The sequence below is a fragment of the Oerskovia enterophila genome (assembly GCF_044748475.1).
Lineage (GTDB): Bacteria > Actinomycetota > Actinomycetes > Actinomycetales > Cellulomonadaceae > Oerskovia > Oerskovia enterophila.
The window spans coordinates 272655-294173 of the sequence record NZ_JBIVFZ010000004.1 but is presented as its reverse complement, the minus strand read 5'-3'; the positions used below and the strand labels follow the sequence as shown (position 1 = coordinate 294173).

Below are 21519 nucleotides of genomic sequence, written 5' to 3'. Positions count from 1 at the left end.
GATTCGGCGCAGCTCTTTGACAAGTGGCGTCGGGCCGCCGTACGTTCGTCCTGTTCCTGACAGCGCTGTCAACACGAAAGTAGGATCCCATGCGTAACGGATTGCGTGTCGCTGGGGCACTGGTGGGCACCGCTGCCCTCCTGGCCCTCGCAGCTTGCAGCGGAGACACCGGCAACGACTCGACCGAAGGTGGCACGGACGCCGCCTCGGGCGGCAACGTCGAGGTCTTCACCTGGTGGGCAGCCGGTTCGGAGAAGGCAGGGCTCGACGCCCTCGTCACCGTCTTCGACGAGCAGCACCCCGACTTCACCTTCGAGAACGGCGCGGTCGCCGGCGGTGCCGGTTCGGCCGCGAAGGACCTCCTCCAGACCCGCCTCCAGGCCAACGACCCGCCGGACACGTTCCAGGCGCACGCCGGCAAGGAGCTCACGGACTACATCGACGCCGCACAGCTCGAGGACATCTCGGACCTGTACGACGAGTACGGCGTCAAGGACGTCTTCCCCGCGGACCTGATCGACCTCCTCACGGTGGACGGCAAGATCTACTCGATGCCCTCCAACATCCACCGCTCCAACATGGTCTGGGCCAACCCGGCCGTGCTGACGGAGGCGGGCCTCGACCCGGCCGCCACGTACGAGACCATGGACGACTGGTTCGTCGCCCTCGACGCCGTCAAGGCCACGGGCAAGACCCCGCTCTCGGTCGCCACGACGTGGACCCAGGTCAACCTGCTCGAGACGGTCCTCATGGCCGACCTGGGCGCCGAGGCCTACAACGGCCTGTGGGACGGTTCGACCGACTGGGAGAGCGCCGAGGTCACGGCCGCTCTCGAGGACTTCCAGAAGCTCATGAGCTACACCAACACCGACCGTGACGGTCTGGACTGGCCCGAGGCGACGCAGCTCGTCATGGACGGCCAGGCAGCGTTCAACGTCATGGGCGACTGGGCCGTGGCGGCGTTCGAAGAGGCCGGCAAGACCGCCGGCACCGACTTCACGTACTTCCCGGTCCCCGGGACGGACGGCATGTTCGGCTTCCTCGCCGACTCGTTCACGCTCCCCGTGGGTGCCAAGAACGCCGACGGTGCCAAGGCCTGGATCGAGACCGTGTCCAGCCTCGAGGGCCAGACCGCGTTCAACAAGGCCAAGGGCTCCATCCCGGCCCGTACCGACGCGAACCCTGCTGACTTCTCCGAGTACCAGCAGACCGCGATCACGTCCTTCGCGGACGACACGATCGTCCCGTCGCTCGCTCACGGTGCGGCTGCCTCGATCGCCGTCCTGAACGGCATCTCGGACGCGACGAGCAAGTTCACCTCCGGCGCCTCCGACCTCGCGCAGTACCAGGCCGACCTGGCCGCCGCTGCCGCCGAGTAAGGACGCCTGACCCGGCCGACCGGGGTCGTCCGTCGCGGAGCTGCTCGCGCAGCTCCGCGACGGGCCCCGGACGGTCCGCCCCACCCCGCCGTACCCGCAGCTCGTTTCCACCGCACCGTCCCCGGCAGGGCCCCGTCGCACCTTCGTGCGCCGTGAGAGCCGTCGGGAGGTGCCCACACCTTGGGAGGATCACCGGTGATCCAGTCCGCTCGACGATGGGGCCCGCCACTGCTCCTCGTCGCCCCGTCACTGATCTTGGTGGGGGTCTTCGTCTACGGCCTCATCGGGATCAACTTCTCCACCTCGACCACGGACATGCACAAGGCCGCGCAGTCCACGGGGCAGGCCCCCGTCTCGCGGGTCGGCTTCCAGAACTACCTCGACCTGCTCGCGAGCCCTGAGTTCCAGCACTCGCTGATGAACCTCCTGATCTACACCGTGGTCTTCCTGGTCGGCACCATGGTCGTCGGCTTCGTCTGGGCCTGGCTCCTCGACAAGCCCATCAAGGGCGAGGGCTTCTTCCGCGCCGTCTACCTCTTCCCCATGGCGGTCTCGTTCGTCGCTTCGGGTGTCGTGTGGCGCTGGCTCCTCAACTCCAACCAGGGCGAGAACGCGAGCGGCCTCAACCGGCTGTTCCAGATGATCGGTCTGGACGCCCTCCAGAACAACTGGTGGAACAACGTCACGTTCGGCATCGCGGCCATCGCGATCCCCGCGATCTGGCAGCTCTCGGGCTACGTCATGGCACTGTTCCTCGCCGGCTTCCGCGGGATCCCCGAGGAGCTGCGCGAGGCGGCCCGCATGGACGGCGCCAACGAGTGGAAGCTGTACCGCCACGTGCTGTTCCCGCAGCTCACGCCGATCGCCCTCTCGGCCCTCATCATCGTGGGCCACATGTCCCTCAAGGCGTTCGACCTCATCATGTCGATCTCCAAGCCCTCGAACTACCAGACCAAGGTTCCGGCCGTCGACATGTACGTCTTCAAGTCCAGCTTCGACTACGCGAACGCTGCGGCCGTCGGTGCGATCCTGCTGGTCATCGTGGCCTTCGTGATCGTGCCCTACCTGATCTCCCTGAACCGCAAGGAGAAGATCCGATGACCGCCGTCGCCACGCCCGTCGAGGCGCAGACCCCCGGCTCGGGATCGGGCTCCGGAGCGGCAGGCTCGCGCCGGCAGAAGAAGCCCGTCCAGCGCTTCTCCGTGGGGCGCACGCTCCGCTACGCGATCCTCATCCTGTTCGTGCTGATCGTCCTCGTGCCCGTCTACGTCCTGTTCGTGACGAGCTTCAAGGGGGCGGGCGACGCGGCCCCGAGCCGCGCGTGGAATCTTCCCCAGGTGTGGACCACGGAGAACTGGCAGGCGGCCTGGACCGCGCTGTCCCCGGCGATCCTGCGCACGCTGCAGATGGTGATCCCCTCGGCGATCATCGCGGCGTTCCTCGGGTCGCTCAACGGGTTCGTGCTCTCGCGCTGGACCTTCCGCGGGGCGAACCTCGTCTTCACGCTCATCCTGTTCGGCATGTTCATCCCGTACCAGGCGGTGATCATCCCGCTCAACCAGCTGGTCCAGGACCTCAACCTGCCGAGCGGCATCCCCACGCTGATCCTGCTGCACGTGATCTACGGCCTGCCGATCACGACCCTGATCTTCCGCAACTACTACCAGACCGTCCCGAACGAGCTCATCGAGGCCGCCCGCGTCGACGGCGCGGGCATGCTGCGCACGTACTGGTCGATCGTCCTGCCGATCTCGATCCCGAGCTTCGTGGTCGTGCTCATCTGGCAGTTCACCTCGGCGTGGAACGACTTCCTCTTCGCGGTGTTCTTCTCCTCGAGCCAGAACGGCCCGGTCACGCTCGCGCTCAACAACCTCGCGAACGGTGCCCTGCTCCAGAACTACGGCGTCTCGATGGCGGGGGCCCTGTTCGCCTCGCTCCCGACGCTCATCGTGTACATCCTGCTCGGCAAGTACTTCATGGGCGGCCTCATGTCCGGCTCCGTGAAGGGCTGACGCCTGGCTGCCGGTCCGTCCCGGGGAACCCCGGGGCGGACCGGCAGCCGCGCCGAGCCCCAGACTTCCGGTGTCCGACGCTGTGCACCGGGGAACGGCGCTCCCTCGTCGACCCTCTGAGAAGGGTCGACGAGGGAGTTGCTTGCACCAACTTGACAGCGCTGTCGGCTTCCCGGGGGGACGGGAGGCCGAGACCCGCGGACCACCACCCGGTGGCCCGCACCGCACGGAAGAAGACCCCGCTGCACCAACTGTGGCCGGAACGATCGAAGGAGATCGCACGACATGAGCTGGTACCCACCCACGCACGAACGCCCGACGGCGGATGCGCCGTCGGGCAGCAAGCCCACCTCTCCCGGCACACCCGCGGGCAAGGGCCGGCGCCGCATCGCGGGCGTCCTCGCGGCCGGCCTCGCCCTGCACATGCTCCCGGTCGGCGTCGGGACGGCCTCGGCCGCACCCGAGCCCGGCGACTTCTCGACGTCGTTCGAGACCGGTGACGCCGCCGCGCTCGACACGACCGTCGCCCAGCGCGACGGCGCCCCCTGGCAGTCCAACGTCACCGGACCCGTCAGCACGCTGCCCGGCAGCGCGCTCGGCAAGCTCGCGGGCGTGACCGCGAGCGGCGAGAACCTCCCCAACGAGGGCGCGGCCAAGCTCGCCGACGACAACTCCGGCACCAAGTGGCTCACCCGGACCACGACCGGCTGGGTCGCCTACGCGTTCACCGAGCCCGTGCGGATCACGGGCTACTCGATGACGTCGGGCGACGACGCCGAGGGGCGCGACCCCAAGAGCTGGACCCTGGAGGGGTCCACGGACGGCACCACGTGGGTCCCGCTCGACCAGCGGACCAACGAGGACTTCCCCCAGCGCAAGCAGGCCCGGGTCTTCGAGGTCGCGACGCCCGGCACCTACCAGCACTACCGCCTCAACGTCACCGCGAACTCGGGCGAGCCGCTCCTCCAGCTCGCGGACTGGAACCTCTCGACCGACCTGAACGCTGCGCCCGCGCAGACGCCCATGGTCACCAAGGTCGGTGCCGGCCCGTCGAGCGGCCCGACCATCAAGACCAACGTCGGCTTCACGGGCACCAAGGCCCTGCGCTACGCGGGCAGCCAGCTCGCGGACGGGCCGTCGAGCGCGACCAACATCCTGTACGACGACGTCGACGTCGCCGTGGGCGAGGACACGCGCCTGAGCTACACGATCTTCCCCGAGCTCCTCAACGACCTCGCGTACCCCTCGACGTACGCGTCGGTCGACGTGCGGTTCACCGACGGGACGTACCTGTCCGAGCTCGGCGCGCGCGACCAGCACGACACCCCGTTCTCGCCCGAGGGCCAGGGCACGGGCAAGATCCTCTACGCCAACCAGTGGAACTCCATCCAGGTGGACCTGGGCGGCGTCGCGACCGGCAAGACGGTCGACGAGGTCCTGCTCGGCTACGACAACCCCACGGGCAAGGCCGGCACGCGCTTCCAGGGCTGGGTCGACGACATCGCGTTCACCGCGAGCCCCGAGCGGATCGACGGGTCGAGCCTGACCAACTACGTCGACACGCGCCGCGGCACGTTCGCGACCGGCGGGTTCTCGCGCGGCAACAACATCCCCGCGTCCGCGGTGCCCAACGGCTTCAACTTCTGGACGCCCATGACCGACGCGGCGTCCCAGAGCTGGCTCTACGCGTACCAGCAGCAGAACAACGCGAACAACAAGCCCCAGCTCCAGGGCATCGGGGTCTCGCACGAGCCCAGCCCCTGGATGGGTGACCGCAACCAGCTCGCGTTCCTGCCCGCGGCCGGCGGCGGCACGCCCAACGCCACGCTCGGCACGCGCGCGCTCGAGTTCACGCACGACGACGAGACCGCGCAGCCCGACTACTACGGCGTGAGGTTCACCAACGGCATCCAGGCCGAGGTCACCCCGACCGACCACGGCGCGGTGCTCCGCTTCTCCTACGCGACCGACCAGGGCCAGGTCCTCGTCGACAGCGTGAGCGGCGACGCCAAGCTGGCCTACGACGCCGCGAGCGGCACGCTCTCCGGCTGGGTCGACGGCGGCAGCGGACTCTCCGCCGGACGCTCGCGCATGTTCATCTCCGGGACGTTCGACCGCCTGCCCAGCGCGGTCGGGACGGCCGCGGGCAACCGCGCCAACGCCCGGTTCGCGACGTTCGACACCTCGTCGGACAAGACCGTCGAGCTCCGCGTGGCCACGTCCTTCATCAGCCAGGCGCAGGCCCGCAAGAACCTCGACCTCGAGGTCACGGGCAGGTCCTTCGAGGACGTGCGCTCCGCGGCGCAGTCCGCCTGGAACGACCGACTGAAGGTCGTCGAGGTCGAGGGCGCCAACGAGGACAAGCTCACGACGCTCTACTCCAACCTCTACCGCCTCAACCTCTACCCCAACTCGCAGTTCGAGAACACGGGCACGGCCGAGGCACCGAAGTTCCAGTACGCGAGCCCCGTCGCCGCCAAGACGGGCAGCGCGAGCGACACCACGACGAACGCCAAGATCGTCGACGGCAAGATCTACGTCAACAACGGCTTCTGGGACACCTACCGCACGGCCTGGCCCGCCTACTCGCTCCTGTACCCGGAGCTGGCGGCCGAGCTCGTCGACGGGTTCGTCCAGCAGTACCGTGACGGCGGCTGGGTCGCCCGCTGGTCCTCCCCGGGCTACGCGGACCTCATGACCGGCACCAGCTCGGACGTGGCCTTCGCCGACGCGTACCTCAAGGGTGTCCCGCTCGCGGACCCGCTCGCGACGTACGACGCCGCGCTCAAGAACGCGACCGTCCTGCCGCCGAACAACGCCGTGGGCCGCAAGGGCCTCGACACGTCGCAGTTCCTCGGCTACACCCAGGCGTCCACGCACGAGTCCGTGTCGTGGGGCCTCGAGGGACTCATCAACGACTTCGGCATCGGCAACATGGCCGCGGCCCTCGCCGAGGACCCCGCCACGCCCGACGAGCGCCGCGAGCAGCTGCGCGAGGAGTCCGAGTACTTCCTCGAGCGTGCGACGCACTACGTCAACCTGTTCGACCCGGCCACGGGCTTCTTCCAGGGCCGCAACGCCGACGGGACGTTCGAGAAGTCGCCCGAGACGTTCAACCCCGAGGACTGGGGCGGTCCCTACACCGAGACCAGCGGCTGGAACTTCGCGTTCCACGCCCCCCAGGACGGTCAGGGCCTCGCCAACCTCTACGGCGGTCAGGACGGCCTCGAGGCCAAGCTCGACCTGTTCTTCAGCACCCCGGAGAAGGCCCCCAACGGCGGCATCCACGAGCGTCTCGAGGCACGTGACGTCCGCATGGGCCAGTGGGGCATGAGCAACCAGGTCTCGCACCACATCCCCTACCTCTACGACGCGGCCGGCGCCCCGTCCAAGGCGCAGGAGAAGGTCCGCGAGTCGCTGCGCCGCCTGTTCGTGGGCAGCGACATCGGCCAGGGCTACCCCGGCGACGAGGACAACGGCGAGATGTCGTCGTGGTGGATCCTGTCCTCGCTCGGTATCTACCCCTTGCAGGTCGGCTCGGAGGAGTACGCGATCGGCTCGCCGCAGTTCACCAAGGCGACCGTGCACCTCGAGAGCGGCGACCTGGTCGTCAACGCCCCGCAGAACAGCGTCGACAACGTCTACGTCCAGTCGCTCACGGTCGACGGCGAGGCGCACACCTCGACGTCGATCAAGCACTCCGACCTGGTCGGCGGCACCACGCTCGACTTCGAGATGGGCCCCGAGCCCTCCGCGTGGGGCACGGGCGAGGACGACGCACCGCCGTCCTTGACCACCGGTGACGAGGCGCCCGAGTCCGACACGGACGTGACGACGTCGGGCCTGGGGACGGTGACCGTCTCCGACGGCACGCCGGCCGCCCAGCTCGCGTCGCTCACCGACAACACGTCGCAGACCCGCACGACCTTCACGACGGGCACGCCCGTCGTCACCTGGAAGGCCGCAGGCCTCCAGCCGACGGTCACGTCCTACACCCTGACCTCGGGGGCGACCGGCACGGCCGCACCCAAGGCCTGGAAGGTCGAGGGCTCGAACGACGGCCAGACCTGGACGACGCTCGACGAGCGCACCGACCAGCAGTTCCGCTGGGCAGTCCAGACGCGGCCGTTCACGCTCGCCGAGCCCGCCGCGTACTCGCAGTACCGCGTGGCGATCACGGCGACCTCGGGCGAGGGGGCGCTCGCGCTCGCCGAGCTCGAGCTGCTCGCCGACCCCAAGGCCTCGACCGGCGCCGAGCTCACGCTCACGGCCGGCCAGGACGTGGCGACCACGACCGGCACCGAGGTCAAGGCGTCGCTCGCGACGCTCGTCGGGGTCACGCCCGAGGAGGTCGCCGCAGGCGACGTCTCCACGACCGTGACCTTCGGGGACGGCAGCGAGCCCGCCACCGGGATCCTCACCAAGGTCCAGCTCGGCGGGTACACCGTCACCGCACCGCACACCTTCGCCGCACCGGGCGTCTACCCGGTCACGGTCACGGTCACGCGCGGCGACAAGACCGTCACGGCCTCGCTCGACGTGTCCGTCGAGCTGGTCCGGGAGGGCTCGCTCCTCGCGGCCTACGACAACGTGTGCATCGGCGACGTCGGGACCACGTTCGGCAGCTGCGACGGCCAGGGCGTGTTCTTCGACCGGGCCCAGCTCGCGGCGAAGGGCTTCGTGCAGGGCCAGCGCGGCACGGTGCCGGGCACGGACCTCGCGTTCGACGTCCCGGCAGTCCCGGTGGCGCAGCCCGACAACGCGACAGGCGACGGCCAGACCATCGAGATCGACGTCCCCGCGGACGCCGAGCAGCTCTCGGTGATCGGCACGGGCACGGAGAAGAACCAGGTGGCCTCCGGGACGCTGACGTTCGACGACGGCTCGTCGCAGCCCATCGACCTGAGCTTCGGCGACTGGTCGGGCGCTGCCCGCAACCCGGTGTACGGCAACATCCCCGTCGCGGTGACCGACCACCGCCTGCGCGGTGGCAGCCCGCAGACCGGCACCCCCGCCGCGATCTTCGCGACGGCGCCGGTCACGCTCCCCGAGGGCAAGCGGCCCGTGAGCCTCACGCTCCCGGACCAGCCGGGGTCGCTCTCGAGCGACGGACGCATCCACGTCTTCACGGTCGCCTCCGACGGCACCCCGGTGGAGCACGCTCCGCTGGTCGTCGAGGCGGCAGCGGGCGTGAACGTCGCGGCAGGTGCCTCGCTCGAGGCGACGCTCGCCACCGTGACCGGTGGACGCGCGACGGCCGGTTCGCCGCTGCGGGCGGCGATCACGTGGGGCGACGGCAGCGACGTGACCTCCGGGACGGTCGTCCCGGGTGACGTCGCCGGCACGGTCAAGGGTGCGCACACCTACGCGCAGCCCGGGACCTACACCGCCTACGTGACCGTCGACGACGGGTACGCGAGCAAGAGCACCCCGGTGACCGTCACGGTCACCGAGGCCGCTCCGACGCTCGACGTCGCGACGACCGTCAAGACGCAGTGCACGGCCAAGAAGGTCACGCTGTCCGTCACCGCGGTCAACGGGGAGTCCTTCCCCGTGACGATCAAGGTCGTCACCCCGTTCGGCACCAAGACGTTCACGAACGTCGGGTCGGGCAAGAGCGCGCACCAGTCGTTCGCGACGCGTGCGGGCTCGATCGAGGCGGGCACCGCGACGGTGACCGCCACGGCGACGGTCGACGGTGAGGAGGTCGTCGTCACCAGCGAGGTCGCCTACGGCGCGGCCACCTGCGGCTAGCCGCAGAAGTACCTGAGCGGGTGCCCCGCCGCCGGACGTCCGGCGGCGGGGCACCCACCCGGGGGAACATCATTGACAGGTACGAGGAACGGGGAACCATGACCACCAGGGACGACGCAGCCGGAGCACCGGACGCTGCCACGTGGCGCCGGAGCCAGCTCGACGGGCTGCTCACCTTCGCGGAGGCGTCGCTGGGAGCGGACGGCGGGGCTCGCTGGCTCGACGACAAGGGCGCGCCGGACCCCCGCGAGCCCGTGCACACGTGGATCACGGCGCGCATGGCGCACATGTACTCGCTCGGCTCCCTGCTGGGCGTCCCGGGTGCGGACGAGCACGCCGACCTGGCGCTCGAGGGCCTGCGGACCTACCTCGCCGACCCCGTGGACGGCGGCTGGTTCGCCTCGCGAGGGCCGGGGGACGCGGTGGACGACACCAAGAGCGCCTACGCGCACGCGTTCGTGGTCCTCGCGGCCGCGAGCGGGACGGTGGCCGGGCGGCCGGGCGCACGCGAGCTGCTCGACCTCGCCCTCCGGATCCTGGAGCAGGAGTTCTGGGAGGCGGAGCAGATGCTGTGCGACGAGTGGGACCGCGCCTGGACGACCTGCGCTCCTTATCGTGGTGCGAACGCGAACATGCACGGGGTCGAGGCGATGCTCGCGGCGCACTCGGCAACCGGTGACCCGCTCTGGCTCGCTCACGCGACGGCCGTCGCCGACCGGGTCGTCGCGGTGGCCGCCGAGTGGGAGTGGCGGGTCGTCGAGCACTTCGACGAGTCCTGGAGCCCCGAGCCCGAGCTCAACGCCGAGCGCCCCAACGACCAGTTCAAGCCCTACGGCTCGACCCCGGGGCACGGCTTCGAGTGGGCGCGGCTGCTGGTGCAGCTCGATGCCGCGAGCGACTCCGCGGGTGCGGGCGCGTCCGCGGGCATCCCGGGTCCGCACCTCGAGGCGGCCCGCCACCTGTTCGACCGGGCGCTCGCCGACGGCTGGGACCCGGACGAGGGCGGGTTCGTCTACACCGTCAACTGGCACGGCCGCCCCATCGAGCGGCGTCGCTTCCACTGGGTCGCGGCCGAGGCGATCGGTGCCGCCGAGGTGCTCGCCAAGGCCACGGGGGAGGAGCGGTACGCGCGGCTCGCCCAGGAGTGGTGGGCGTACGCGCAGGCTCACCTGGTCGACGTCGAGCACGGCTCGTGGCACCACGAGCTCGACGTCCACAACCGCCCGTCGGGCGTCGTGTGGGACGGCAAGCCCGACATCTACCACGCGGGGCAGACCCTGCTCCTGGCCGACGTGCCCGTGACGGGGAGCCTCGCGGAGTCGGTCAAGGCTGCCGTCTCGCGCTGAGCCTCCTGCCGGGTGCGGAGCTCGTGCGCGGCACGCCGGGCGCGTCGCGCACGGGCTCGGCACTCAGCGCGTGCCGTAGATCTGCACCTCGGCCGCCTTGACGGCGAACCACACGCGCTCGCCCGGGGCGAGGCGCAGGTCGGCGACCGAGCGGGGGGTCAGGTCGGCGGCCAGGTGCCCGACGGCGTCACGCACCTCGCGCGGACCCGGCACCTCGCCCCAGGCCCGGAAGAGCTGCCCGTGCGGCTCGATCGAGGTGATGGTCACCGCGAAGGCGTTCCGCGGGCTGCCCGACGGCGCCTCACGGTGGACGGCGACCGCGCGGGGCTCGAACACCGCGACCGCGGGATCGCCGGGGACCAGGTCGGCCGCGTCGGCGACGACGCCCGCGACCATGAGCGCCGGTCCGAGGCCCAGGTGGCCGGTGCCGGTGCCGCCGCGGGGCGCGGTGTCCTGGGCCGGGCTCGTGGTGACGGTCGGACCGCCGACGGACCCGTCGCCGGTCGTGAGCAGCAACCCGCCGTCGTCGGTCGCGATGCCCGCCAGGAGGTTGATGCCCGCGAGCCGCGCCGCGAACCGGGACCGGGGCCGGGTCAGGACCTCGCGCGCCGGGCCGTCCTCCACGACCCGGCCCTCCTCGAGCACGACGGCCCGGTCGGCGAGCAGGAGGACGTCGAGCAGGTCGTGCGTCACGAGCAGGGTCGTGCGCGGAGCGGCGCGCTGCGCGTCGTGCAGGACACGGCGCACCTGCTGCGCGACCCCGACGTCGAGCGAGGCCAGCGGCTCGTCGAGCAGCAGGACGCGCGGGTCGGTCGCGAGCGCCCGCGTGATCGAGACCCGCTGGGCCTGGCCGCCCGAGAGCGCGCCGGGGCGACGTGCCGCGAGCGGTCCGGCACCGAGCCCGTCGAGGCGCTCACGGGCGTCGGCCCGTGCCGCACGGCGGGGCACACCCCGAGCCCGTAGGCCGAACGCGACGTTGTCCGCCGCGTCGAGGTGCCCGAACAGCAGCGGCCGCTGGGTCAGCCAGCCGACCCCGCGGCGGCGCGGCGGGACCGAGAGGCCGCGCGAGGTGTCGGTCAGTACCTCGCCGTCGACCGTGACGCGGAGCTCGTCGGGCGGGGGCACGGGCACAGGCGCGTTCGTCCGCGAGCCGGGAGCGGCGCCGTCGGGCAGGGGGCGCGGTGCGCGGGACCCCGCGCGACGCGGGGGGTGCGCGCGGTGGGGGAGCAGGCCCGTGACGGCCTGGAGGACGGTCGACTTCCCGGCGCCGTTGGGCCCGAGGATCGCGACGACCTGGCCGGGCTCGACCGTGAGGTCGAGGTCGACGCCGCGTCCGGCGAGGCGCACCCGCACGCCGAGGGTGACGGGCTCGCCCGCCACGGGGGTCGCGCCCGGCTCCCGGGGGTGACCGGGCCGGTCGTCGTCGCCAGGACGCTCGTCGGCCTGGGTGAGCCCCCGGTCACGCCCGGTGCCCCGGTCGGGGTCGAGACCCCGGTCGTCCTCGGCGGACGGCCCCGCCTCCCGGACGCGAGGCTCCGTGCTCCCGAACGGCCCGCCGTGCACGGCCGCCGTGACGATCACGGCCACGACCACGAGCAGGAGCGAGAGCGCGACCGCTGCGTCGGGGTCGGCGCTGCGCTGCAGGTAGATCTCGAGCGGCAGGGTCTGCGTGACGCCCTGGAGCGCCCCGGCGAACGTGATGGTCGCGCCGAACTCCCCGAGGGCGCGCGCGAACGCGAGCACCGCCCCGGACACGAGCCCGGGAAGGACGAGCGGCAGGGTCACGCGGCGCAGCACGGTCGTGGGGGAGGCGCCGAGCGTCGCGGCGACCTCCTCGTAGCGCGCGTCGTGGGTCCGCAGCGACCCCTCGAGGCTCAGCACCAGGAACGGCAGCGCGACGAAGGTCTGCGCCATGACCACCGCGGTGGTCGTGAACGCGACCTCGATCCCCAGGACGGACAGGTGCTGGCCGATCAGCCCGCGCCGCCCGAACGTGTAGAGCAGCGCGATGCCCCCCACGACCGGTGGCAGGACGAGGGGGAGCAGCACGAGCGCACGGGCGACGCGCTGCCCGGGGAACGTGGTCCGCGCGAGGACCAGGGCCATGGGTGCGCCGAGGAGCACGCAGCACACGGTCGCGACGAGCGAGGTCCGCACCGAGAGCCACAGGGCGTCGGTCGCGGTGGGCGAGGTGAGCAGGTCCCAGATCCCGCCGAGCCCCCCGGACACGTCGAGGCGCGCGACCATCGCGACCACGGGCACGACGACGAACAGGGCGCCGAGCAGCGCGGGCGCGAGCACCCAGCGGGGCAGGCCACGCATCAGCCGGCCTCCCGCTGCCGCCCGAGGCCCCGGTCCCGGGCGCGGCCGGGGATCGAGCCGAGACCGGTCCCCTCCCCGCGTCCTGGCCTCACGGTGCCCCGAAGCCCGCCTTCGCGAGCGCGGCCTGGCCGACGGGGCCGGTCACGAGGTCGAGCCACTCCTGTGCCAGTGCGGCGTCCGCGGCGCCCGACGTCATGGCGATCGGGTAGGTGTTGACGACGGTCCTGGTCTCGGGCACGTCGATCACCTCGACGTCGTCGCCCGCGAGGGTCGCGTCGGTCACGTAGACGATCCCGGCGTCGGCCTCCCCGGCGGTGACCTTGGCGAGGACGTCGGTCACGCTCGCCTCCTCGCTCACGCGGTGGACGGCGGTGCCGGCAGCGGCCTCAACCTTGGCGGTCGCGGACCCGCAGGGCACCTCGGCCGCGCACACGACGACCTTGAGGTCCTCGCGCGACAGGTCGGCGAACGACGTGACGCCGCCGGGGTTCCCGGCGGGGACGACGACCGTGAGCGTGTTGGTCGCGAACACCACGGGGTCGGCCGCGTCGCCGCCCTCGACGACGCGGTCCATGTTCTTGGTGTCGGCCGACGCGAACACGTCGCCGGGGCTGCCGGCGAGGAGCTGGTCGGCGAGGTCGGCCGACCCGGCGAACGACAGGGCGACGGTCACACCGTCGTGCTCGGTCTCGAAGCCCTCGGCGAGCTCGGCGAACACGTCGCGCAGCGACGCGGCGGCGAGCACCGTGAGGGTCTGCTCCTCGACGGCCGCGTCGGGTGACGAGGTGGCGCCGGCGGCGGGGGCCTCGCTGCCCGACGACGTCCCGCACGCTGCGAGGGCAGCCGTCAGCAGGGCGGTGGTCGCCACGGCGAGCGCACGCCTCGTGGCTCGCCGGCGGGGTGCGGCGGACGACCGTGCGGTCCGGGGAGCGGGGGTGGTGCGGTTCACGCGATGCCTCCTGGCGTCTCGACGATCACGGTGGTGGCCTTGACGACGGCGACCGCGAGGCTGCCGGGCTCGAGCCCGAGCTCGCGCACGGCCTCGGTGCTCATGAGCGACACGACGCGCTGCCCGCCGCACAGCATCTCGACCTGGGACATGACGGTGTCGCTCACGACGTGGGTCACGATCCCGACGAACCGGTTCCGGGCCGAGCGGGCCACGCCCGAGGGGTCGCTCGTAGGGGACTGGGCGTTCCGGGTCGCGAAGCGCGCGAGCTGCGCACCGTCGACGACCTTGCGCCCGGAGTCGTCGAGGGTGACGTCGAGGTCTCCGGCGTCGACCCAGCGGCGGACGGTGTCGTCGCTGACACCGAGCAGGTCGGCAGCTTCGCGAATCCGATAGTGCGGCATGAGAGCGAGCATAGTGCCGCAGATGCGGAAACATTGCGACACGATGTCACGATACGAACGGGTTGGCGGCGATATGCCTGATTCTGTGGGTCGTGCGTGGCATGCTCCGAGAGGCGTGCGGGGCGCGCGCCGGGGAACGGGGAGGGGTGCTTGTCGTGAGTCGGTACTGGAGCTCGCTGGCCCTGGTCGTGATCGGTGCGATCTGGGCCGTCGGAGGAGTCGTCACGGCGATCGCGGGAGGTGACGAACCCGGCTCGCCGATGCTCTGGGTCGTGCTGGGCGTGGTCGCGGTCGTCGCCGGGGTCGCGAGCTACGTGGTGCGTGCTCGGCGCGACGTCTGACGATCCCTCACGCCTCAGGGACGCGAGAGGCCCCGCACCGTGTCGGTGCGGGGCCTCTCGAGCGGAGCGGATGACGGGAATCGAACCCGCGCTATCAGCTTGGGAAGCTGAAGTTCTACCATTGAACTACATCCGCATGACGTGGAACCCTGCAGCTCGCAGGCCGTCTCCGGCCGGTGCGAACCGGTCAGGAACCGGCGTGCGTCCACGATCATACCCAACACGGGCCATGATGCCAGCATCCGAGCCTGCACTACGCCTGAGGAGGCGCCTTGTCCGAGAACCCGTACCAGCAGCAGCCCACTGATCCTGCGGCTGGAGCGGACCCGTACGCGGCGCAGCAGCCCGCGTACGGCCAGCCGGCCCAGCCCGGCTACGGCACGCCCGCCGGTTCGCCCGCGGCCCCGGGGGTTCAGGGCTACCCGCCCGTCGACCCGACTGCGGGCCAGCAGGGCGGCTACGGCGAGCAGACCGGCTATGGGTACGCCGCCCCGGCGGACCCCTACGGCCAGCAGGCCCAGCCCGGCTACGGTGCCCCCGCGGACCCGTACGGCCAGCAGCCCGGCTACGGCTACGCCGCTCCGGCAGACCCGTACGGCCAGCAGGGCCAGCCGGGCTACCAGCAGCCCTACGGCGCGTACGGTGCCCAGCAGACCGGCTACTACGAGGACCCGAACGCCAAGTCGCGGCTCGCGGCGGGTCTGCTCGGCATCTTCCTGGGCAGCCTCGGGATCCACCGGTTCTACCTGGGGTACACCGGGATCGGCGTGACCATGCTGCTCATCTCGGTGCTGTCGCTGGGGATGCTCAGCTGGGCCGTCGCGATCTGGGGGCTCGTCGAGGGCATCCTCTACCTGACGTCCAAGACAGGGCAGTACGCGGTCGACTCGACGGGTCGCCCGCTGCGCAGCTGACGCAACCGGCTCCGCGAGAGTCGGCCCCGAGGCCGGTCAGGCGTCCGAGCCCACCTGCCTGACCTGCCTCGGGACCGGCGCCTCGGGACACTGGCTCGCGCCCGGCTCGCGGCGGCCCACCGCCGCCGAGGCAGTGCTCCCGCAGGCCGCCCCGGACCGCCTCCCGGCGGCGACCCGGCGCGGAGTACCGTTGCCCCGTGCTCCTCTCCGACCGCGACATCACCGCCGAGATCGACGCCCAGCGGGTCCGCCTCGACCCCTACGACCCCGCGATGCTCCAGCCGTCGAGCATCGACGTGCGCCTGGACAAGTTCTTCCGGTTGTTCGACAACCACAAGTACCCGTTCATCGACCCGTCGACGGACCAGCCGGACCTGACGCGCCTCGTCGAGGTCGAGCCGGGCGAGCCGTTCATCCTGCACCCGGGCGAGTTCGTCCTGGGCGCTACCTACGAGCAGGTCTCGCTGCCCGACGACGTCGCGGCCCGCCTCGAGGGCAAGTCCTCCCTGGGGCGCCTCGGGCTCCTCACCCACTCGACCGCCGGCTTCATCGACCCCGGGTTCAGCGGCCACGTGACGCTCGAGCTGAGCAACGTCGCGACGCTCCCCATCACGCTGTGGCCCGGGATGAAGATCGGCCAGCTGTGCTTCTTCCGGCTGTCGTCGGCGTCGGAGCACCCGTACGGCTCGTCGATCTATGGTTCTCGGTACCAGGGTCAGCGGGGCCCGACGGCCTCGCGCTCCTGGCAGAACTTCCACCGCACCGACGTGTGATCCCCAGCCGGCTCACCCGAGCCCGCCAGATCGGACGTTCTCACCGCAGAGAGGCTGACACCACCGTGTCCCAGGCGCCCAGCTCGACCCTCCAGCCGTTCCCCGCGTCGTCGGCGCAGGGCCACCAGGCGCGGCACCTGCTCGCGCTGCCGGGGGACGTCGAGATCGACGAGGTCGAGACCCTCGCCGTGTCCAGGTTCGCCGGGGCGCGGTGGGACGTGGCGCCGTCGGGCACGGATCCCCTGACCCCGGCGCCCCGCACGGCCAAGCCGGGCGAACCCGGGGTCCTGCGCACCTCGCGCCACTCGACGCTCACGGGACCGTACTCGCCGTGGTCGGCGGACGGCACCAACCCGGGCCTGCCGCCCGGCACGGCGCAGGTGTACGACGTCGTGTGCCCGCGCGAGCGCGGCGACGTCCCGTTCCCCGGTGGTGGGGACCGCGACGGCGTCGGGCGAGCTTTCCCCGCGGGCCTGCCCACGCGCGAGGAGGAGCGTGTCATCGCGTGGCTCGTCGAGGTCGCGCGCCGCCTGGGCGGCTCGATCCGGGTGGACGCGGGCAACCCGGCCGCGCCCGCGGTCGTGCTCACCCCGGACCCGGGCGTCGCGGTCGACATGTCGGTGTTCTCGGACGTGTGGCTCGACCCGGAGGCCGCGCTGTCGGTCGTCTCGACCGTCCACCCGCGCGTGGTGCTCGCGACAGAGGGGCGCTCGTACGGTGGCCCGCCCCAGGGCATCGGCGAGCTGCCGCTGTACCGCGGCGAGAAGATGGACCCCGAGCTGCGGCGCGCGCTGCACGCCCAGGCCGACGACATCGACATCGCCGCACTGACGAGCGGCAAGGTGCTCGACGGCTACGGCCTGATCCTCGACATGGGGGTCGACGGCCTGGTGGCCGTGGAGATCGGCGGCGAGGAGCAGCTCCCGCTCCTGCTGCGCAACCTCCCGTGGGCCTCGCAGGGCGCTGTCGCCTACCGGTTGCGCTGGGAGCCGCGCGACCTGGTCGAGGCACAGATGGAGTCGCCGTCGTTCGAGCTGAAGATCGCGCGCAAGCGTGCGGCCGAGCTCATCGCGACCGTGACGCGGGCGCTCTACGCCGCGGTCGGTGGCGAGATCGCCGACGAGGCCGACTTCCTCGTGGACCCGCAGGACATCTGAGCGACGGGTGCGGGCCGGCCGGCGGCCCGCACCCAGCCAGGGTGCCTCGGGAGGCCGGAGCGTGGTTGCGCTCCCAGGGGCCCGCGAATACTCTGTGCCGAGTAGTCGAAGACGGGCGAGAACGGGCGAGGCGGACATGGTTGACGACGCAGCGTCCGGCGACGCGGCCACGGTACGGCGCCGCGCGAACGCCCTGGCGCTCGCGGTCCTCGCGCAGCTCGCGGAGCGGCCCATGCACCCGTACGAGATCGCCCGCACGCTCAAGGACCGCCGCAAGGACGAGTCCGTGCGGCTCAACTACGGCTCGCTCTACTCGGTCATCACGGCGCTCGTGCGCGACGAGCTCATCGAGCCCGCGGGCACCGAGCAGGACGGGAACCGCCCGCAGCGCACCGTCTACCGGTTGACCGGGGCGGGGCGCACCGAGGTCGACGACTGGATGCGCGCCCTGCTGGGCGCGCCCGTCAAGGAGTACCCGCAGTTCATGGCGGCGCTCAGCTTCCTCCCGCTGCTGGCGCCCGACGACGTCGCGGACCTCCTGCGCGCCCGTCTCGTCGCGCTGCGGGTCAAGATCCGTAGGCTCGAGGACGACCTGGAGGACCTCGACCTCTCCGGTGGGGCACGGCCCGAGGTGTCCGAGCTCGCCGTCGCGGACTCGCGCTACGAGCTGGCGATCCTGCGCGCCGAGCTCGCGTACACCGAGGTGCTGGTACGACGCATCGCCGACGGGACCCTCGGGGGGATCGAGGCGTGGCGGTCGGCCGTCCGCTGACGCCCTCCGGGGGCACCGGCGGCTCGCCGCGTCGTGGCCCGCTCGTGTGTTCCCGCTGAACCTGTGACATCACCCACCGATCCTCGGGGCGCCGAGTGGTCACCAGGGCCTCGTTGAACGGTAAAATACTTACCGGACCCGGTGTGTCTCCGGGCCGTCCTCTGCATGCGCGCTGTCGCGTCGTCCTGGTCGGTCCTGACGGCAGCCCCTGGTCCACGTTCTCGCCCACCCGCCCCCGACCAGGACGGAGCGGACGTGCTCTATCTGCTCGTTGCGCATCTGGCAATGGCACTCGGCGCGCCCGCACTCGTGTCGGTGCTGGGCCGCAAGGCGTTCTTGGTGATGGCTCTCGCGCCCGCCTCCGCCGCTGTCTACGCCCTCAGCTGGACCACACGCGTCATGGACGGCGTGCACCCCACCGAGGTCACCCAGTGGGTGCCCGGGCTGGGGCTCGAGCTCGCCTTCCGCATGGACACCCTGTCCTGGCTCATGCTGCTGCTCGTCGGCGGCGTGGGGGCCCTGGTCCTCGTCTACTGCTCGGCCTACTTCTCTCCCACCGCGTCCGGCCTCGGGCGCTTCGGCGCCGTGCTCACGGCGTTCGCGGGGGCCATGGTCGGCCTGGTCACGGCCGACGACATGCTGCTCCTGTTCATCTTCTGGGAGCTCACGACCGTCTTCTCCTACCTGCTGATCGGCCACTACGCCGACCGCAAGGCGAGCCGGCGAGCCGCGATGCAGGCCATCATCGTCACGACCGCAGGCGGACTGGCGATGCTCGTGGGCGTCGTGATCCTGGGGGTCCAGGGCGGCACCTTCCGCCTCTCGGAGATCATCGCGGACCCTCCGACGGGCGGGGCCGTGACAGCCGCGACCGTGTGCCTGCTGGCCGGGGCGGCGAGCAAGGCCGCCCTCATCCCGCTGCACTTCTGGCTCCCCGCAGCCATGGCCGCGCCCACCCCGGTCAGCGCCTACCTGCACGCCGCGGCCATGGTCAAGGCCGGCGTCTACCTCGTGGCGCGGTTCGCCCCCGCCTACTCCGACACCACGGTCTGGCGCACGATCGTCATCGTCCTGGGTGTGGGCACGCTGCTCGTGGGCGGCTACCGCGCGCTGCGCCAGCACGACCTCAAGCTCGTCCTGGCGTTCGGCACCGTGAGCCAGCTCGGCCTGATCGTCCTGCTCGTCGGGCTCGGGACGCGGTCCGCCGCCCTCGCGGGCCTGGCGATGATCGGCGCGCACGCCATGTTCAAGGCCTCGCTCTTCCTCGTGGTCGGCGTGGTCGACGCCGCGACGGGCACCCGTGACCTGCGCCGGCTGACGGGCGTCGGGCGCGCGCTGCCGCTGACCGCGCTCGCGGGCGGCCTCGCGACCGCGTCCATGATCGGCCTGCCCCCGCTCGCGGGATACGTCGCCAAGGAGGCCGCGCTCGAGGCGCTCCTGCACGGCGAAGGACCGACCTGGGTCGACGCCGTGGTGCTGATCGGCGTCGTCGTGGGCTCGATGTTCACGGTCGCCTACGGCGCCCGCTTCTTCTGGGGCGCGTTCGCGACCAAGAAGCACGTCGCCGCGGCCGTGGCCCGGGCCAACGAGCACGTCCGCCTCAACGCGACCGGCAAGCAGCTCGTCGCCCAGCGCGGCGCGGGGCTCCCGCTGCCCGACGAGGCCCCGATCGACCCGGCCCGCATCCACCGCCAGCCCGTCCTCCTCGTGTGGCCTGCGCTCGTCCTGGCGCTGCTCGGCCTCGCGGCCGCGCTCGTCCCGCACTTCGGCGAGAACCTGCTCGCGCCCTACGCCGACACCTACCCGACCGGCGAGCCCGGGCACCTGACGCTCTGGGCCGGGTTCACGCCGGCCCTGGGGCTCACGGTCCTGATCCTCGCCGTCGGCGCGCTGCTGTTCTGGCAGCGCAAGGCCGTCGAGCGGTTCCAGGCCTCGCTCTGGACCGGCCCGGAGGCCGACCGCACCTACCGCCGGATCATGCGCCGCCTCGACGACGTCGCTGCCGACGTCACCGCGGTCACGCAGCGTGGTTCGCTGCCGTTCTACCTCGGCGCGATCCTCGTCGTGCTCGTCGTCGGGCCCGGCCTCCTGATGTTCATCGGCGGGCAGTGGCCCGAGCAGGTCAAGGCATGGGACCGCCCGGCGCAGATCGCCGCGGTCGCGGCCATCTGCGTCGCGTCCGTCCTCGCGGCCCGCTCGCGCCGTCGCCTCAAGGCCGTGATCCTCGTGGGCATCGCGGGCTACGGCAACGCCATGCTGTTCCTGCTGCACGGCGCCCCGGACCTCGCGCTCACGCAGGTCCTCGTCGAGACCATCACCCTCGTGGTCATGGTCCTGGTGCTCCGCAGGCTCCCTCCGTACTTCTCCAACCGGCCGCTCGCGACGTCGCGCTGGGTGCGGCTCGTCCTGGGCGTCGCGGTGGGCGTGGTCATGATGGGCTTCGCCCTCACGGTCCCGCTCGCCCGCGTGGCGAGCCCCATCTCGCTCGACTTCCCGGCCGAGGCGTTCATCCACGGGTACGGCAAGAACATCGTCAACGTGACCCTCGTGGACATCCGCGCCTGGGACACCATGGGCGAGATCTCGGTGCTGCTCGTCGCGGCGACCGGTGTCGCGTCCCTGGTCTTCCTGCGGACCCGCAGCGGCGAGATCCTGCGCGAACGCAACGCGACGTCGTCGGGCGCCGCGACCCCCGGGATCTGGGCCAACGAGGAGGACCCGGGCGCCGCGCTGCGCCGCCGAGGCGTCGACGAGGCGACCGCGGAGGGCAAGCAGCCTCGCATGCTCGTGTGGCTGAGCGCGGGACGCACGCTCGCCCCGCAGCGACGCTCGGTCATCTTCGAGGTCGTCACGCGCGTGCTCTTCCACTCGATGATCGTGTTCGCGATCTTCCTGCTCTTCTCGGGGCACAACGCCCCCGGTGGCGGCTTCGCGGCCGGGCTCGTGGTCGGGATCGCGCTGATCGTCCGCTACCTCGCGGGCGGACGCTACGAGCTCGGCGAGGCCGCTCCGGTCCACCCCGGTCTGCTGCTGGGCACGGGGCTGTTCCTGTCCGTCGGGGTCGGGTTGATCGGCCTGATCATGGGCGGGAGCGTGCTGCAGAGCGTCGCGATCGACCTGACCCTCCCGCTCGTCGGGACGATCCACCTGGTCACGTCGCTGTTCTTCGACATCGGGGTGTTCCTCGTGGTCGTCGGCCTGGTCCTCGACATCCTGCGCACGCTCGGTGCCGAGATCGACCGCCACGGCGAGGCCGCGGCCCGGGAGGACGCGGGCCCCATGGAAGCGATGGAACCGGACCAGATCGGAGGGGGGCGACGATGAACCCGACGAACCACCTGCTCGCGCCGCTCCTGCTGCCGGCAGCCGACATCGACCCCGCAGAGGTCGCGCGGA

The 21519-nt window shown here is 71.8% G+C and carries 14 protein-coding genes and 1 tRNA gene; 11 read left to right on the top strand and 4 right to left on the bottom strand.

The features are described from left to right. Nucleotides 1–89 precede the first annotated feature (89 nt). The 5 genes from ACIPWA_RS14330 (at nt 90) to ACIPWA_RS14310 (ending at nt 10491) form a co-directional block, all read left to right on the top strand. Nucleotides 90–1379: an ABC transporter substrate-binding protein gene (locus ACIPWA_RS14330; RefSeq protein ID WP_068710067.1), complete on the top strand. Its 1290-nt coding sequence runs from the start codon at nt 90–92 to the stop codon at nt 1377–1379. A gap of 195 nt (nt 1380–1574) precedes the next feature. Further along, a complete protein-coding gene (locus tag ACIPWA_RS14325) occupies nt 1575–2480 on the top strand; it encodes a carbohydrate ABC transporter permease (RefSeq protein ID WP_056652734.1) in 906 nt (301 codons plus the stop codon). Then, nucleotides 2477–3391, top strand: a complete 915-nt coding sequence (locus ACIPWA_RS14320; RefSeq protein WP_082609024.1) for a carbohydrate ABC transporter permease — start codon at nt 2477–2479, stop codon at nt 3389–3391. The genes ACIPWA_RS14325 and ACIPWA_RS14320 overlap by 4 nt, the downstream gene beginning before the upstream one ends. 285 nt (nt 3392–3676) lie before the next feature. Then, entirely contained in the window at nt 3677–9145 is a 5469-nt protein-coding gene (locus tag ACIPWA_RS14315; protein ID WP_400291151.1) for a GH92 family glycosyl hydrolase, read from the top strand. A gap of 98 nt (nt 9146–9243) precedes the next feature. Then, entirely contained in the window at nt 9244–10491 is a 1248-nt protein-coding gene (locus ACIPWA_RS14310) for an AGE family epimerase/isomerase (RefSeq protein ID WP_400291149.1), read from the top strand. A 63-nt stretch (nt 10492–10554) separates the two neighbouring features. On the opposite strand, the gene ACIPWA_RS14305 is transcribed toward ACIPWA_RS14310, so the two are convergent. From ACIPWA_RS14305 to ACIPWA_RS14295, 3 genes are all read right to left on the bottom strand, one after another. Then, nucleotides 10555–12813, bottom strand: coding sequence for an ABC transporter permease (locus ACIPWA_RS14305; protein ID WP_400291147.1), 2259 nt, complete (start codon nt 12811–12813; stop codon nt 10555–10557). Between the two features lie 88 nt (nt 12814–12901). Further along, the gene (modA, locus tag ACIPWA_RS14300; protein ID WP_400291145.1) at nt 12902–13762 is read right to left on the bottom strand and encodes a molybdate ABC transporter substrate-binding protein; all 861 of its coding nucleotides are present in this window, start codon (nt 13760–13762) and stop codon (nt 12902–12904) included. Beyond that, entirely contained in the window at nt 13759–14166 is a 408-nt protein-coding gene (locus ACIPWA_RS14295; RefSeq protein ID WP_056653484.1) for a TOBE domain-containing protein, read from the bottom strand. The genes modA and ACIPWA_RS14295 overlap by 4 nt, the downstream gene beginning before the upstream one ends. Nucleotides 14167–14321: 155 nt before the next feature. Between ACIPWA_RS14295 and ACIPWA_RS14290 the strand changes: the two genes are divergently transcribed. Continuing rightward, on the top strand, nt 14322–14507 hold the full coding sequence (locus ACIPWA_RS14290; protein WP_056764564.1) for a hypothetical protein: 186 nt from the start codon (nt 14322–14324) through the stop codon (nt 14505–14507). Between the two features lie 65 nt (nt 14508–14572). On the opposite strand, the gene ACIPWA_RS14285 is transcribed toward ACIPWA_RS14290, so the two are convergent. Beyond that, nucleotides 14573–14643: transfer RNA gene (locus ACIPWA_RS14285), tRNA-Gly, on the bottom strand. Nucleotides 14644–14779: 136 nt separating this feature from the next. Here ACIPWA_RS14285 and ACIPWA_RS14280 point away from each other — a divergent pair. The 5 genes from ACIPWA_RS14280 to ACIPWA_RS14260 all read left to right on the top strand — a co-directional run bounded on the left by ACIPWA_RS14280 (nt 14780) and on the right by ACIPWA_RS14260 (nt 21447). Next, entirely contained in the window at nt 14780–15421 is a 642-nt protein-coding gene (locus tag ACIPWA_RS14280) for a TM2 domain-containing protein (protein ID WP_400291142.1), read from the top strand. A gap of 197 nt (nt 15422–15618) precedes the next feature. Further along, nucleotides 15619–16194 carry a dCTP deaminase gene (dcd, locus tag ACIPWA_RS14275; RefSeq protein ID WP_056652708.1) on the top strand — a complete coding sequence of 192 codons (576 nt, stop codon included), beginning with the start codon at nt 15619–15621 and terminating at the stop codon, nt 16192–16194. Between the two features lie 65 nt (nt 16195–16259). Then, entirely contained in the window at nt 16260–17351 is a 1092-nt protein-coding gene (locus ACIPWA_RS14270) for a hypothetical protein (protein ID WP_400291139.1), read from the top strand. Between the two features lie 136 nt (nt 17352–17487). Further along, nucleotides 17488–18123, top strand: coding sequence for a PadR family transcriptional regulator (locus tag ACIPWA_RS14265; protein ID WP_400291137.1), 636 nt, complete (start codon nt 17488–17490; stop codon nt 18121–18123). 255 nt (nt 18124–18378) lie between these two features. Continuing rightward, nucleotides 18379–21447 carry a Na+/H+ antiporter subunit A gene (locus ACIPWA_RS14260; RefSeq protein ID WP_056764571.1) on the top strand — a complete coding sequence of 1023 codons (3069 nt, stop codon included), beginning with the start codon at nt 18379–18381 and terminating at the stop codon, nt 21445–21447. Nucleotides 21448–21519: the final 72 nt, after the last annotated feature.